Origin of the sequence: Stakelama sediminis (assembly GCF_014199335.1) — a bacterium.
Classification (GTDB): Bacteria; Pseudomonadota; Alphaproteobacteria; order Sphingomonadales; family Sphingomonadaceae; genus Sphingomonas; species Sphingomonas sediminis.
This window is the reverse complement of the sequence record NZ_JACIJI010000002.1, coordinates 531,766-547,260: the sequence shown is the minus strand read 5'-3', so window position 1 is coordinate 547,260 and position 15,495 is coordinate 531,766. Positions and strand designations below refer to the sequence as shown.

General features: G+C 62.0%; 12 protein-coding genes. 7 read left to right on the top strand and 5 right to left on the bottom strand.

The genetic code is table 11. From position 1 onward, the window contains the following. Window positions 1–35 precede the first annotated feature (35 nt). Window positions 36–2,294, top strand: coding sequence for a transferrin receptor-like dimerization domain-containing protein (locus FHR23_RS09105; RefSeq protein WP_246359790.1), 2,259 nt, complete (start codon window positions 36–38; stop codon window positions 2,292–2,294). Between the two features lie 45 nt (window positions 2,295–2,339). On the opposite strand, the gene FHR23_RS09100 is transcribed toward FHR23_RS09105, so the two are convergent. Both FHR23_RS09100 and FHR23_RS09095 read right to left on the bottom strand, forming a co-directional pair. Then, window positions 2,340–4,973 carry a M1 family metallopeptidase gene (locus tag FHR23_RS09100; RefSeq protein ID WP_343043083.1) on the bottom strand — a complete coding sequence of 878 codons (2,634 nt, stop codon included), beginning with the start codon at window positions 4,971–4,973 and terminating at the stop codon, window positions 2,340–2,342. 82 nt (window positions 4,974–5,055) lie between these two features. Continuing rightward, window positions 5,056–6,129 (bottom strand): PA0069 family radical SAM protein, encoded by a 1,074-nt coding sequence (locus tag FHR23_RS09095; protein WP_184003053.1) that lies wholly within the window; start codon window positions 6,127–6,129, stop codon window positions 5,056–5,058. Between the two features lie 53 nt (window positions 6,130–6,182). Here FHR23_RS09095 and FHR23_RS09090 point away from each other — a divergent pair, with 53 nt between their 5' ends. Continuing rightward, window positions 6,183–6,518, top strand: coding sequence for a VOC family protein (locus FHR23_RS09090; RefSeq protein WP_184003051.1), 336 nt, complete (start codon window positions 6,183–6,185; stop codon window positions 6,516–6,518). A 36-nt stretch (window positions 6,519–6,554) separates the two neighbouring features. Here FHR23_RS09090 and moaB read toward each other — a convergent pair whose 3' ends face one another. Genes moaB through FHR23_RS16590 form a run of 3 tightly spaced genes read right to left on the bottom strand, consistent with a single transcriptional unit; the run spans window position 6,555 to window position 9,566 of the window. Continuing rightward, window positions 6,555–7,082 carry a molybdenum cofactor biosynthesis protein B gene (gene moaB / locus FHR23_RS09085; RefSeq protein WP_184003049.1) on the bottom strand — a complete coding sequence of 176 codons (528 nt, stop codon included), beginning with the start codon at window positions 7,080–7,082 and terminating at the stop codon, window positions 6,555–6,557. Then, window positions 7,072–8,844 (bottom strand): lytic transglycosylase domain-containing protein, encoded by a 1,773-nt coding sequence (locus FHR23_RS09080; protein WP_343043082.1) that lies wholly within the window; start codon window positions 8,842–8,844, stop codon window positions 7,072–7,074. Before FHR23_RS09080 ends, moaB begins: the two co-directional genes overlap by 11 nt. Then, window positions 8,841–9,566 carry a uracil-DNA glycosylase family protein gene (locus FHR23_RS16590; RefSeq protein WP_343043081.1) on the bottom strand — a complete coding sequence of 242 codons (726 nt, stop codon included), beginning with the start codon at window positions 9,564–9,566 and terminating at the stop codon, window positions 8,841–8,843. The genes FHR23_RS09080 and FHR23_RS16590 overlap by 4 nt, the downstream gene beginning before the upstream one ends. Before the next feature lie 132 nt (window positions 9,567–9,698). Between FHR23_RS16590 and FHR23_RS09070 the strand changes: the two genes are divergently transcribed. From FHR23_RS09070 to FHR23_RS09050, 5 genes are all read left to right on the top strand, one after another. Then, a complete protein-coding gene (locus FHR23_RS09070; RefSeq protein ID WP_184003045.1) occupies window positions 9,699–11,360 on the top strand; it encodes an electron transfer flavoprotein-ubiquinone oxidoreductase in 1,662 nt (553 codons plus the stop codon). A gap of 16 nt (window positions 11,361–11,376) precedes the next feature. Then, complete coding sequence (locus tag FHR23_RS09065) at window positions 11,377–12,963, top strand: tetratricopeptide repeat protein (protein ID WP_184003043.1); 1,587 nt, start codon at window positions 11,377–11,379, stop codon at window positions 12,961–12,963. Window positions 12,964–12,965: 2 nt separating this feature from the next. After that, entirely contained in the window at window positions 12,966–13,802 is an 837-nt protein-coding gene (locus FHR23_RS09060) for a 4-(cytidine 5'-diphospho)-2-C-methyl-D-erythritol kinase (protein WP_184003041.1), read from the top strand. Window positions 13,803–14,018: 216 nt separating this feature from the next. Continuing rightward, entirely contained in the window at window positions 14,019–14,750 is a 732-nt protein-coding gene (locus FHR23_RS09055) for an enoyl-CoA hydratase/isomerase family protein (RefSeq protein ID WP_184003039.1), read from the top strand. Between the two features lie 5 nt (window positions 14,751–14,755). Further along, complete coding sequence (locus FHR23_RS09050; protein ID WP_425506359.1) at window positions 14,756–15,484, top strand: N-formylglutamate amidohydrolase; 729 nt, start codon at window positions 14,756–14,758, stop codon at window positions 15,482–15,484. The last annotated feature ends 11 nt before the right edge of the window (window positions 15,485–15,495 follow it).

Here is a 15,495-nt window from a genome sequence, read left to right as displayed (position 1 = left end):
ACGACTGCTATCAAAACCCAAAGGGGGGAATGACGATGATCCGACGGCTTACACTGGCGGCTGCGCTGTCCTGTACGATGTTAAGCGGCATGGCGACGGGAGCGCCGCGATCCGTCGCGACGGACCCGAACCCGCTTGATGCGCGGTTCGATCGGGCAATCGACAATGCGGGGCAGATAGCCTGGCTGAAGCAAATGTCGTCGCAGCCCAATCAGGTCGGATCGCCGCACGATGCGGCCAACACGCAGTTCATTGCGGCACAGTTTCGCAAATGGGGCTGGGACGTCCGCATCGACACCTATCAGGTGCTCTATCCGACGCCGATCTCGACCAAGGTCGAGATGGTGACGCCGGAGCATATCAGGCTGGGCGGGCAGGAGCCGCCGGTGAAGGGCGATCCAACCTCCTATCACACCAAAGGCGCGTTACCGCCCTATCTCGCCTATCAGGGCGATGGCGACGTCACCGGCGACCTGGTCTATGTCAATTACGGTATGCGTGACGATTACGAGGCGCTTGCCCGACGCGGTATCTCGGTCAAGGGAAAGATCGTCATCGCGCGCTACGGAGAGGGCTGGCGCGGCCTGAAACCATTACTGGCGCAGAAGCATGGCGCGATCGGGTGTATCATCTATTCCGACCCTGCCGATGACGGCTATGCGCGCGGCGATGTCTATCCCAAGGGCGGCTGGCGATCGGCCGCGGGCGTGCAGCGCGGATCGGTGCAGGATCAGAGCATCCATCCGGGCGACCCGCTGACCCCCGGCTATGCAGCGACCGCAGATGCTAAGCGGCTGACGCGCAAAACCGCGCCCAGCATCCTGAAAATTCCCGCCCTGCCCATGTCCTATGGCGATGCGACGAAGCTGCTGCAGGCGATGCAGGGGCGCAATGTGCCCGATGGCTGGCAGGGGGCACTGCCCTTTGCCTATCACATTGGCGGAACAGGCGCGGTCAAGGTGCATCTGGCGGTTAAGTCGGACTGGTCGCTGAAACCGGTGCGCGATGTCGTCGCCACGATTCCGGGTTCGCAATATCCCGATCAGTGGGTGGTACGCGGCAACCATTATGACGGCTGGGTATTCGGTGCGTCAGATCCGCTGACCGGTACCGTCGCCATGCTGGGCGAAGCAAAGGCGATCGGCGCGCTGGTCAAACAGGGTTGGAGGCCCAAACGTTCGATCGTTTATATCGCCTGGGACGGGGAGGAGCCGGGACTGCTCGGTTCGACCGAATGGACCGAGGACCATGAAAAGGAATTGCGGCAAAAGGCGCTGCTCTACGTCAACACCGATAATGGCGGGCGCGGCTATCTGCACGCGGGCGGCAGTCAGGATTTCCAGCATCTGGTAAACGAAGCGGCGGCAGGCGTGTCCGATCCCGAAACCGGGGTGTCGGTGCTCGACCGGCTGCGTGACGGAGTGCTGACGCGTAAATTTGCTGGCGGTCATGTGTCGCCCGATATGCTGAAAGCGGCGAAAGGTGGGGGCGATCTTCCCATCGAGCCGCTGGGGTCGGGATCGGACTATGCCGGCTTTCTGGAGCATGTCGGCATCCCCTCGCTCAGCCTGGGCTTTAGCGGAGAAAGCCCGAATTACGGAGCCTATCACTCGGTCTATGACAGTTTTCACCATGTCATGGCGTTCGACGATCCTGGGCTGAAATATGGTTCCGCCTTGTCGCAGGTCGTCGGCCGGATCGTATTGCGCATGGCCGACGCGCCGACCCCGCCGCAGCATTTCACTGACTTTGCCGATGCCGTATCGCTCTATATGGGGCAGATCGAGACGCTGGAGGCAAAACAGCGCGCGAAGGACGATGAACAGGTCAAACTGACCCGGGACGGAGCGTTTCGTGCCGTCAGCAATCCGGATAATCCGGTTGCCGCTCCGGCGGTGGAACCGCGTACGCCGCATCTCGTGCTGGCGCCGCTGGAAAATGCCGTCGACCATTTGAAGGCAAGTGCCAGCGCCTATGACGCGGCCTATGCAGCGAATGGGGCGGAGCTGTCTGCCGATCGCCGGGCAAAGCTGAACGAGCTGCTGCTCAGTATCGACCAGTTGCTGCTGGACCCGAAGGGGCTGACCGGGCGGCCATGGTTCCGGAATCTGATCTACGCACCGGGCCGCTTCACCGGCTATGGCGCGAAAACCATTGCCGGGGTGCGTGAAGCGATCGAGGAACGTCGCTTCGATGATGCCAATGAGTATGCAGTGCGTACTGCCAGGGCGCTGAACGCATACGCCGCGCGGTTGGATGCTGCGCGGGCGGTACTGGACGGTTCGGCATCCTGATCCGGTGTCTCAAGGCTCCTCATCGGGAGCCTTGAGACCGGCTCGTTATTCGGCGGCGTTCAGCGCCTGACCGACTTCCTGAGCACGCGCAGCCTTGACCCGAGCGCAGACACGGATTGCCTCTACGGTGCGGTCGAAGCCGAGCATGCCGACATTGGCAGCCTGCACCTTGGGCCGCAGCTTTTCGTCCAGCGTATCGGCCTGCTGCATCGAACAGGCACCCGCAAACAGGCTGGGGATGCGGATGGCAGCGAAGATGCCGGCGTTCCTGGCAATGGTGTCGAAATTGGTCGACAGATAATCAAGCGCCAGTTGCCGGGTTTGGGAAGATCGCGCAATTCCGCCGATCAGGTCCAGCATCTCCGTCTTGCGCAGGCGCGGATCGCTGAAGTCGTTGATCAACCATTTTGCGATTTCCGGATTGCCTGAATTGCCAATTGCGGCAAGCGCGGTACTGCGAAATTCGGAGTCGTCGCTGCTGAGTGCGCGATCCGCAAGCGACTTCGCAAAATCCAGCCCCTTCTGTTCGATCAACACTCCCAGGCCGGCACCCAGATAGCTTTCATCGATCGCGTCGGTCTGGCCCTCCAGATAGGCCTGTGTGGCCTGCACGATCTGTCCGCGCAGGGCATCGTCTTTCGCGCCCGAAATCATCAGGGCGACTACCGCCTGACGCAGCTTCTGCCGGTCGGGACTGTCGTCGGAAAATGCACCGGGTTTGGGATCGAAGCCGAGCTGTTTCAGCAGCGGGCCATAGATACGCTCGATCATGCGGTGATAGGCGGGCATGGCACTGTCGGGCACGATACCCTGACCGGCGATGCGCGCGAACCGCAAACCATTGTCGATGGCGGCGTTCGAATCCGGGTTCTGCGCCATTTCCCGTGTCAGCGTGACGAGCCGCTGGACCGTGCCCTTGCCGGCATAGAAATCGGCCCATGCGCTGTCGTCGAGCGCCAGCGCTTCGCCGGGTACCAGTTTCGGCGCAGTCGCGATCAGCGCCTGCCAGTCGGTGGGGTCGAGATCGAACCGGTAATAGCCGGTGCCACCCGCATTGGGCATGATCGCGCCGGTGCCTGGTAGCGTGATGTTCATCTGCTGCTTGTCCATCAGCGTGCAGTTACGCTGATCGCCCTGACGAATGCACAGCGGAATGCCCCAGCTTTCGGGTTTCAGCGTGCTGCCGAGATAATGATAGCGCGCCTGTGTTGCGGTCAGCTTGTTGCCGTCGCGGCGCAGCGTCACCACCGGCACGCCCTGCTGATCCACGAAGCTCTTCATCGCAGCGAGAACACGTGGATCGCCTGCCGCATCCGCCAGCGATTTGAAGAAATCGTCGGTCGAGGCATTGCCATAGGCATGGCGTTTCAGGTGCAGGCGAACACCCGCCTGAAACTTCTTGTCGCCCATATAGGCAGCGATCATCGCCACGACCTGACCGCCCTTGCCATAGGTGATCTGGTCGAAAGCGCTGTTGATATCGGCGTCGTGGGTGATCTTGCCGTGGATCGGGCGACCGGCCTTCAGCGCATCCAGTTGCATCGCGCTGAACGCTTCGGCTTTCGCATTGATGCCGATATTGAGGTCGGGCCGCCATTCATTGCCGATGCGATAGCCCATCCAGTTGGCGAAACTCTCGTTCAGCCAGATATCGTCCCACCATTTCGGCGTGACGAGATCGCCGAACCACTGGTGCGACAGTTCATGCGCGACGACCATGCCGAATTCCTGTTTCTGCGCGGTCGAGGCATCGGGACCGAGGAACAGGATATTGTCGCCGTAAATGTCGGCGCCTGCATTTTCCATCGCGCCTCCCATGATCGGCGATCCGATCTGGTCCAGCTTGGGGAAAGGAAAGGCTTCGCCGAAATATTTTTCGAGCAGATCGACGATCTTGCCGGTATTCTCTTTCGCGAATTCGAGCTTGTCCTTGTTCGCCTGCGTGCCGACGATGCCGACTGGAAGCGGTTCCTTGCGCTCCGGCGTCGGCGCGGCTTCGGTCTTTGCCGTTGCAAAGGGACCGACGACGAAAGCGACGAGATAGGTCGGCAGCGGCTTGGTCGGTTCGAAGATATGGGTGACGAGCGCGCCGTCCTGTTTCGTGCTGACCTGCGGCGCGTTGCTGACCGCGGTGAAGCCGGGTTTGGTGGTCAGCGAGACGGTAAACGGCGTCTTGAAACCGGGTTCGTCGAACGAGGGGAAGGCGGCGCGCGCGTCGATCGATTCGAACTGCGTCCAGCTATACCATTGATCGCCGACCTTGACGTGATAGAGGCCCGCCGCGCCCGTTCCGAACGGTGCGGTATAGGTAAAGTTCAGCGTGACCTTTCCGGGCTGCACCCGGCGTCCGAAATCGAGGCGGGCAAGGCCGAGCGGGGTCAGTTGTTTGAAGCTGACGGGGAAGGTCTGACCGCCGATGATCGCGGTCGCCTTGCTGACCTTCAGGTCGCGGCCATGCATATAGAGCATGGTCGTCGTCCGCTTGACGTCGACATCGATGGAGGTGTGTCCGGAAAAGCGCTGCTGCGACGGCAGGATGGTCAGGCTGAGCCGATATGCCGTGGGCGCCGCAGTGTCCGGCAATTTCCCGGTCGGAAGGGTTTGTGCGGTCTGGGCATGGGCGGCCATCGGCGCCGTGGCGAGAAGGAAGGCAAAAGCCGAAAGCAGCGCTGGACGCACGGAGAACTCCCTGAAACAGTTTTGCGGTGGTCTAGCCGAATGATACAGCCGGGCGCAATGATCTTGCGCAAGGCGAATAGCGTCAGTCGAACAGCTCGCCCTGATCGCCGGGTGGAGGGCGAAACAGGTCGGTACGCAGACTGAGCTTCATGCCGCCGAACCCCGCCTTGCGGCTGGCGATCTGAAACCGGGTATGCAACAACTCCGCCCAGTTGCCCTGTCCGCGCATTCGGGTGAAAAAATCGGGGTCGTTGTCGCGTCCGCCGCGCAGCGAGCGGATGATCGCCATGACCTTGCCCGCTCGTTCAGGAAAATGGGTGTCGAGCCATGCGCGAAACAGCGGTGCGACTTCATGCGGCAGGCGCACCGGAAGATAGAATGCACCCGCTGCCCCGGCCATGGCGGCACGCGCAACCAGATGTTCCAGTTCATGATCGGTAATGGCCGGTATGACGGGGGCAATCGAGACATAAGTGGGGATGCCTGCGGCGGATAGTTTTTCGACGGCCGCCAGCCTGCGGGCGGGTGTCGGCGCGCGTGGTTCCACCGTCATGGCGGTACGCGGATCGAGCGAAGTGATCGAGACCGCGACGGCGGCCAGCCGCTGCTTTGCCATCGGGGTGAGCAGGTCGATGTCGCGCGTCACGCGGTCGGACTTGGTGGTGATGGTTAGCGGATGATGACAATCGGCGAGGATTTCGATGCAGGCACGGGTGATCCGCCATTCCCGCTCAATCGGCTGATAGGGATCGGTGTTGGTGCCGAAGGCAATGGGACGCGGGATATAGCCGCGTTTCGACAGTTCGGCACGTAACAGGGCAGGGGCATCGGGCTTGGCGAACAGCCGGGTTTCGAAATCCAGTCCAGGTGACAGGTCGTGATAGGCATGGCTTGGCCGCGCGAAACAATAGATGCAGCCATGTTCGCAGCCGCGATAGGGGTTGATCGAGCGGTCGAACCCGATGTCGGGGGAGCTATTGCGGGTAATGATCGTCTTCGGCTTTTCGACCGTTACGGTGGTGCGCAGCTTAGGTGCTGCTCCGTCGACAGCCTCGCGCCAGTCCAGCCAGTCGCCGTCCGCCATCCGTTCTGGCAGGTTGAAGCGCGTGCTTTCCCGGTTCAGGGTGGCGCCGCGATGGGGACGCTTGTCAGCCATTGCATCAGTGTAGTGAATGCGATAGAACATAACAAGAACATATGGAGATGGGTATGGCGAAGCTGAATTATGTCGAACTGCCGGTGCGCGATGTCGCCGGGCAAAAGCGCTTTTATGCGGAGAGTTTCGGCTGGGATTTTACCGATTTCGGTCCCGATTATGCGGCGATGACGACGGGTGAGGGGGATCTAGGCCTGAACGGCGATGCAGGGCAATGGACGGCGCAACTGCTGCCGGTGATCGAAGTCGACGATATCGAAGCGGTGATGGCGCGTGTGCGGGAGGCCGGCGGCACGATCACGCAGGCGATTTTCGCCTTTCCCGGCGGCAGGCGCTTCCATTTTCGCGATCCGCACGGGCATGAGCTGGCGGTGTCGCAGATGGATTGAGGCGTAGGTACCTCCCTGCAAAGGGAAGCAATCGGCTCAGCGCTCGGTGAGGCGCGGCATCAGTTCGACGAAGTTGCAGGGGCGGTGCCGGATGTCGAGCTGTTCCTGCAAAATGCCGTCCCAGCCGTCCTTTACCGCGCCGGTCGAGCCGGGCAGCGCGAAGATATAGGTGCCGCCTGCGACACAGGCGCAGGCGCGCGATTGAACGGTGGAGGTGCCGATCTTTGCATAGCTGAGCCAGCGGAACAGTTCGCCGAACCCTTCGATCGGTTTATCCTGTACCTGCGCGATAGCTTCGGGGGTGACGTCGCGCCCGGTTACGCCGGTGCCGCCGGTAGTGATGATGCACTCGACCTGATCGCTGTCGATCCATTCGCGTAGTTGCGCGACAATCGCAGCCACATCGTCGGGCACCAGCGCGCGTCCGGCCAGCATATGGCTGGCGCGGGCAATGCGCTCGACCAGAATGTCGCCGGATTTGTCGTCGGCGAGCGTTCGCGTATCGGAAACCGTCAGCACCGCGATCCGGACAGCGCGGAACGCAATGCTCTCGTCAATCGGCACGGGCTGCCCGCTGCGCAACCTTGTCATTGGCGGTCAGGCGAACGCCCTTTGCACCCGGCATTCCGGGGAAGCGCGGCCATAAGCCCTGCGCGAGCGCGGCGCGGCTGGGCGAGGGCTTGTCCTCTTTCTTTTCGTACATCCAGTAGTTGCGCAGTACCGTCATCACATAGCCGCGCGTTTCCCAATAGGGGATGGACTCGATATAGAGCAGCGGGTCGCCATTATCGCGGGTGGAAAGGTTCCACGCCTGAACCGGCGAGGGACCGGCATTATAGGCAGCGATGACCTTGGGCAGCAGGCCGCCGGTGCTCGGCATGTCGCGCAGCTTTTCAAGATAGGTCTGACCGACTTCCATATTGACCGAAGGCTTGGTCAGTGCGGCACGGTCAATCACTTCGCCGCGTTCGCGACCGATATCGCTGGCAGCTGCCGGCATGATCTGCATCAGGCCATAGGCACCCGCAGGGCTGACGACCGTAGGGTCGAATTTCGATTCCTGAAGCGTGTGGGCATAGACCAGCGCCTTGTCGACGCGCCAGCCGCCATGCGGGGTCCAGTCGGGTAGCGGATAGCGTGCGGTTTCCAGCGGCTGCTCGCCCCTGGGGCTGTAGTGCGACAGCCACAATTCAGTGCCCGGCAGGTCCATCTTTCCGGCGAGACGGGTCAGGGCTGCATAATCGCGCGGATTGCCGATCTTCGCCTGATGACGCATCACCTTGTCGGCCAGAGCGTTTTCACCGATTTCCACGAGCGCCGCGGCAACGCGGACATTGGGAAGATGCTTGAGCTGGCGCCAGTCAGTCGCTGCCACCGCATCAATATCAGGGCCGGGCTTGTCGAGAATGCCCAACGATTGCCGCGCGAGCATGCCATAGAAGGTCTGCTTATATTGCGCCGCGCTTTCCAGCCGCGCCTGAATCAGGTCGGGGCGGCCGCAGGCAAGATCGGCGCGCGACGCCCAGTAAAGCCCGGCCGCGCGCAAATCGACATCGGTTGCGTGCTGGGCAACCAGTGTGAAGGCGTTTTCCGCAGACTGGCAGTCATTGTCGCGCCAGGAAGCCAGCCCCTCAACCCAGTCGGCATGCGCGACGAACGGACCGGTGCCCTGTTGCGCCAGTGCGGCGACGCGGCGGGCATTGGCATCGTCCCCCGCAAGATAATAGATCCAGGAAATCCGCTGACGCCATTCGGTCTTTGCTTCGTCGTCGAGATCGCCCGACACGCTGTTGAACAATGCTTCCGCCGATGCGCCGTCGTCCGCCTTGATGAACGGACGCATCTTGTCGGAAAGGTCCGCCGAGGTCGCGTCGCTCTTGCTCATTTTCAGGCGTACGCGGTTGGGAGCGCCATTGTACCAGACAAGACGCTGTTCGGCGGGAATATCCGGCAGGCTTTCAGCACCACGCAACTTGGCCAGCCGGGCGATGTCGTCGGCTTCCGGCAGTTCGGGGGCCTCCGCCAGCAATGCCAGCAGCGGATCGAGCGCAATCTTGGGCGAACCGGGCGCGGTATAGAGTTCGGCAAGCGCAACGGCATGCAGCGGTCCCGGCTTCATCGAGGCGAGCTGAAGCTTCGCATCGTCCCAGCGCTTATCGTGGATCGCCTGAAACACTTCGCGATAGGCATCGCGCTGTCCGGCATCGAGCTGCATCGGAATGCCGTTACTGTGGGTTTCGGATTGGGGCTGTAAGGTTTCGTTCGCGGCATGGGCTGTCAGTGGCGACGCCACCAGTGCCGCAGCAAGCAGAACACGAAAACTCACGAATCAATACCCCCCATTAAGCGTTGCAGGTCTTTCCAGCTTTCCCCCTTTGCTGCCGGCCGTTGAAGCAGGAAGCGCGGGTGAAATGTAGCGATAGCCTCATACTTTCGCCCCTGATGGTTAATTGCTTCTAAAGAACCGCGGAGGCCAGCCCTTTCCGGCGCAATCAGAGCACGGCTCGCCGCTTGGCCGAGCAAAAGCACGCGTTTGGGAGTTGTCAGCACAAGCTGATGGAGCGCCAGAGCGCGTAACGCGCGTTCGTCTTCACGGGCAATCTGCCCGCTCGCCGGTCGCGCCAGGGCAATGCCGCTAAGGGCGATTTCATCTCGCGACAGGCCGATCGCGGCTAGCATCCGGTCGAACAGCCTTCCGGGAGCGCCGCCGAGTAGTCGTCCCTCTTCAGCATCCTCTGCTTCGGGCATGTCCGTAAATATCAGCAATTTCGCATCCGCGATCAGTCGCGGTGTCAGCAGCGGAGCATTCCAGCTCCGTTCGGGCGCGTGTTCGCTGGTACGCCATCGTACAAAAGCCTCGATAGTGTCGGGCATGGCCGGGACAGGTGCGGGCGCGTTGTCCGCGGCAGGCGTGACAGGTTCCCGATTCGCGACCGGAGCCGGGGCCGGCGTCAGCCAGTCACGCGGGGTGTCTTCGACCAGCGTGTCGACCCCTGCGGTATCCCACCATTCAAGTGTGCTTGCCGCTACGGTATGCCAGTCTGTCACCTGATCCACCCCCATATGCGTATAGAATCCCGGGTTGACGCGAAGGTCAATCTGCCTGCATCGACACTTGGACCAACGGTTGCGAAGATGCGACGACGAGCGGTTCGGTACGTGCCGGAAGGAGAGAATACAATGAGCGAACGCGATTCGATGCCCTATGACATCGTGATCGTCGGCGCCGGTCCGGCAGGGCTTTCGGCGGCGATCCGGTTGAAGCAACTCGCCAATGAAGCCGGACGCGAGCTTTCGGTCTGCATATTGGAAAAAGGGTCGGAAGTCGGCGCGCATATCCTGTCGGGTGCGGTGGTCGATCCGAAGGCGCTGGACGAACTGTTGCCCGACTGGCGCGATACCGGTTGTCCGATGGCCGAAACACCGGTCGTTGAGAATCACCACTGGATGCTGACCGAAACCGGCAAGTCTTCGGTCCCGCATGCGGCCTTGCCGCCGTTCATGCATAACAAGGGCACCTATACCGGCTCGCTGGGCAATATGTGCCGCTGGCTGGCCGAACAGGCCGAGGGGCTGGGCGTCGAGATTTTTCCCGGCTTTGCGGCGGCGGAAGTGCTGTTCAACGAGGATGGGTCGGTCAAGGGTGTCGCAACCGGCGATATGGGCGTGGCGCGCGACGGCAGCCACAAGCCGGAATATCAGCCCGGTCTGGAACTCCACGCCAGATATACTTTCTTTGCCGAAGGTGCGCGTGGGCATCTGTCGAAGGAACTGATGCGATTGTTCGACCTGCGCAAGGATTGCCAGCCGCAGGTTTATGGGCTGGGCATCAAGGAACTATGGGATATCGATCCCGACAAGCATGTACCCGGCCGGGTGATCCATACACAGGGCTGGCCGCTGACCGAGACCAAGGGATCGAACGGCGGCGGTTTCCTGTATCATCAGGCGAACGGGCAGGTTGCACTGGGTTTCGTGACCTGGCTGAATTACAGCAATCCCTATCTTTCGCCGTTTCAGGAGATGCAGCGCTGGAAAACGCATCCGGCGATTGCGGAAATCCTGAAAGGCGGCAAACGCGTTTCCTATGGCGCGCGGGCGATCAACGACGGCGGCTGGCAATCGGTGCCGAAGCTGACCTTCCCCGGCGGTGCGCTGATCGGCTGTTCGGCGGGGTTCCTGAACGTACCGAGGATCAAGGGCACGCATACCGCGATGAAGAGCGGCATGATGGCCGCCGAAGCGGCGTTCGAGGCGATTGCCGCGGATCGCGGCGGCGATGAACTGACCGGCTATACCGAACGCTATGAAGCAAGCTGGGTCTATTCCGAACTGCGCGGTGTGCGGAACGTGGTGCCGCTGGTGAAAAAATATGGCGATACGGTGGGCACCGGCCTGGCAGGCGTCAACATGTGGCTGGAACATTGGGGCATCCGCATGCCCTATACGATGGCGCACAAGCCCGATCATGAAAGTCTGGTCAAAAAGGATCAGGTCCAACCGATCGATTATCCCAAGCCCGACAATGAACTGACGTTCGACCGATTGTCGTCGGTATTCCTGTCGAATACCAACCATGCCGAGGATCAGCCGGTTCATCTGACCCTCAAAGACCCGGATATTCCGGTAAAATATGATCTTCCCATGTACGACGAGCCGGCGCAGCGCTATTGCCCGGCTGGCGTGTACGAAATTGTGGGAGCCGATGAGGGCAATCCGCGTTTTCAGATCAACGCGCAGAATTGCGTGCATTGCAAGACGTGTGACATCAAGGACCCGACCCAGAACATCAACTGGGTGGTTCCGGAAGGCGGTGGAGGCCCGAATTATCCGAACATGTAGGCTTTTCTGGTTCGGCGTGGCGGCGCTGGCCTATGCGGTACCGGCGCAGGCGGATACCCCCCGGACGCCGGACCTGACCGCCTATGTTCAGGCGCGCGCGGCCGATGCCGATGGCGATGCCGGTTTTGCAGCGCAGAATTATCAAAAGGCGCTTTCGGCGGTGCCCGACAGTGCCGTCGTTGCCACGCGCGCCTATCGCGAAGGACTGACGGCGGGCGATTTCGCGCTGGCGAAGCAATCATTGGCGGTGCTGAAGCAGGGGAATGTGGCCCCGCCGGATGGCGATGCGTTTTTGCTCGCCGATGCGCTGGCGCATGGGGATACGGCAGGCGTCAGTACCGCGTTGAAACAGATTGAGGGCGGACCTCTGGCGTTCATGGTGCCGGTGATCCGCGCATGGCTGGCGCTGAACCACGGCAAGGGATATGCTGCGGCGATGCTGAAGCCGGACAGCATCTCCAACCCGCTGGGGCGGCATTTTGCGGAAGAGCACAAGGCGCTGCTACTGATTGCGCAGGGGAAGACCGACGCGGGAATGCTGGCGTTGCAACCACTGCTGGCGGCCGATCGCGGCAATCTGGATCTGCGGTTGAATGCAACCGAACTGCTCGCCGCCAAGGGGCAGCATGATGCTGCCAGGGCCATTCTGGCGGGGGATGACCCGCAAATGGTCGGACTGCGCGCCCATTTGCCGAAGCCGGCGAAGGTCGATGCGGCATTCGGCATTGCGCGGCTGTATGGCGAACTGGCGGGCAGTCTGGAGGATGACCGGCTGCTGCCGCTGGTGGTTACGCTCGACCGCTCGGCATTACTGCTCGACCCGCACTATGATCGCGCGCGCCTTTCGCTGGCCAGTGCGCTGTCGCGCGATGGTGATACGGCGCTGGCAGAAGGGCTGCTCAATCAGATCAGTGGTGACAGCGCCTTTTACCGTGAAGCACAGGAAGCGCATGTTTCGGTGTTGCGTCGGGCGAATCAGACCGATGCCGCGCTTGCCCTGTCGCGTAAACTGGCCGATGCGGACAATGCGGATGTCGATGATGTTCGCGACTATGCGAATTTTCTGGCTTCCGAGGAGCGATATAAGGAAGCCGCGGCGGCTTATCAGCGGGCCATCGACATGGCCGGTTCCGATGCGGGCTGGTCGCTCTATTTGCAGCGCGGCGGGGCGCTGGAACAGGCAGGCGACTGGGCACAGGCGCTGCCGATCCTGCAACGCGTGGTACAGATGGCGCCGGATGAACCGGTAGCGCTCAATTATCTGGGCTATGCGCAGGTGGAGCGTGGGGAAAATCTCGACGAAGCGCTGAAGCTCTTGCAGCGCGCCGACAAGCTGCGGCCCGGTGACCCGTCGATCACGGACTCGCTCGCCTGGGCATATTACAAACGCGGCGAGTACGGCAAAGCGTTGCCGTTGCTGGAAAAGGCGTCGCAGGACAGCCCTGCAAGCGTCACGATCAACGACCATCTCGGCGATACCTATTGGCGCACCGGACGCTATTTCGAAGCGCGTTATGCCTGGCGTGCGGCAGCCGTTTTCTCCGATGGTGAAGAGGCGACGCAGCTTGCCGACAAGATCGCCAACGGCTTGCCGGAGAGCTAGGCGTGGCGATTGTCGAGGCCGCCCGTGCCAAGATCAATCTGGCGCTGCACGTCCGTGCTCGCCGGACGGATGGCTATCATGAGCTGGAAACCCTGTTTGCCTTCGTTGCCGACGGCGACGTTTTGACGATCGAGAAAGCGGCGGAGGATGCGTTTGCCGTGACCGGTCCGTTCGCACCTGCATTGGCCGGGGAGGGCGATAATCTGGTACTGCGCGCCCGCGACCGGTTTCGTGAAGCATTCGGCGTCCGGAAACCCGTTGCGATCAGGCTTGAAAAGAATTTGCCGGTGGCATCGGGTATGGGCGGCGGCTCGGCGGATGCGGCGGCAACCCTGCGCGCACTGGCGCGCTTGCATGGCGTCAGCTCTGACGACCCTGCGCTGATGCGGTGCGCGGACGCGCTGGGGTCGGACGTTCCGGCCTGCCTGCTCAGCACCACTGCGATCGGGCGCGGGCGTGGTGAAGCACTGATGCCGATTGAGGGAGCGCCGGGAGTGCCGGTGTTGCTGGTTAATCCCGGTGTGGCCGTATCAACGCCCGCCGTCTTTGGGCGGTGGGGCCGGGTGGATCGCGGTGGCATCGCTACGGATATGTCTTTGCTCGACGCTGCGGGTCTGGGACGCAATGATTTGCAGTCTCCCGCGATCGCGCTGGCCCCTGAAGTGGCTGCGGTACTGACCCTGCTGGAGGCGCAGCCGGGCGCGACCCTGGTGCGCATGTCGGGGTCGGGGGCGACATGCTTTGCCCTGTTCCAGAATATTGCGGCCCGCGATGCAGCCGCCGAAAGGGTCCGGGTGACGGAACCCGGCTGGTGGTGTCTCGAAACGGCACTCGTGTGACAGGTGCATGCCCCAAAACGGGATTCAAGCGATTCTGAAGCCGCGGAAAATCAGGGATTTTTCGACTGGCATGGTTCATGCTGCGACTCGGTGGAGCGGATCGAGTGCAAGGGGCATGACGTCCGTGGGTGGCCTTCCGCGTTCGCGCGGACGCCACCCCCCTCTTTTCCCGACAGGTCGTGACAAAACTGCTGCGCTGCGGCATGGGCAGTCGTGATGTTTAGCTGGACGCTTGCCGACCAAATCGCCCGCTTGCGGATCGCCCGTGCCGGTGCGCGCAATGCCATATCCATGACCGGCTGGGCCGACCTGCGGCAATGTTGCGCGCAAATCGCGGACAGCGATGCGCGGGTCGTGCTGCTGTATTCGTCGGCGGAGGGAATCTTCTCGGCAGGGGCGGATATTGGTGAATTTGACGCCTTACGAAGCAATGCGGGCCAGTGCCGCGTCTTTCGCGAAACCATGGCAGCCGGAATAGAAGCGGTTGCGGCGCTGCCCATGCCGGTGATCGCGGCGGTCGATGGCGGCTGCTATGGCGCAGCGGTCGCGCTGGTCCTGGCGTGCGACATCCGCGTGGCGGGAGAAGGCGCGGTGTTCGCAACGACTCCCGCTAAACTGGGGTTGAGCTATCCGGGCAGCGACGTCGCGCGACTGAAAGCTGCGGTCGGGCCGGGCTTTGCCGCGCAGATGTTGTTTGCCGGAGCGCCTGTCGATGCCGAAACGGCGGTGCGGCGAGGATTAGCGGATCTCTATTCGGTCGAAGCGGAATCAGCGGCTGTCGCTCTGGCGGGGACGATTGCCGCGAATGCTCCCGAAGCATTGCGCGCTCTGAAAGGGGTGTGGCGCGATCCCGGCGCTTCCCATACCGACGCGGCGTTCGATGCGCGCTTTGCCAGTGCAGAATTCGGCGAGCGGCTGGCGGCATTTCATGCGAGGAAGCGGCGCTGATGCAGTTGGAGTTGGCGGAATTCATCGACGGGCAGAGCGATATCCTGTTGCTGTGCGATCATGCTTCCGACCGGGTGCCGCCGCGTATCGACCTGAAGGTCGGACTGGATGTAATGCGCAAGCATATTGCGGTCGATATCGGCGCGGGTGCCCTGACCCGCTGTCTGGCAAAGCGACTGGGCTCTCCTGCGGTTCTGGCGACGGTGTCGCGGCTGGTGATCGACCTGCACCGCGAACCGGATCATGCGGGCCTGATCCCGACAATCAGCGACGGGCATGCAATTCCGGGGAATGTCAGAGCAGACCGGGACGATCGGATTGCCCGGTTCTATGCCCCCTATCACGATGCGATTGATTCGATGATTCGTTCGCATCGTCCGCGGATGATCGCGGCGGTTCACAGTTTTACCCCATGTCTGGAAACCGGCGGAGCGGATCGACCCTGGCAGGTCGGTATCCTGTATAACCGCGACGATCGCGCGGCGCGCCCTGCCATCCGCGCGCTGGTGGAACAGGGGCTGACGGTGGGGGACAATGAACCCTATTCTGGCCGTTTGCTGAACGCGACCCTCAACCGGCATGGCGAGGCGAAAGGCATTCCGTGTCTGTCGATCGAGGTGCGCAATGATCTGATATCGGATGCTGCCGGAATTGCCCGCTGGTGTGACATTTTGTCCGATATGTTGAGCAACGTGCGTAATAGTCTTGCGTTCGAGGTGCCATCCGCGACATAGGCTGTCGCCGT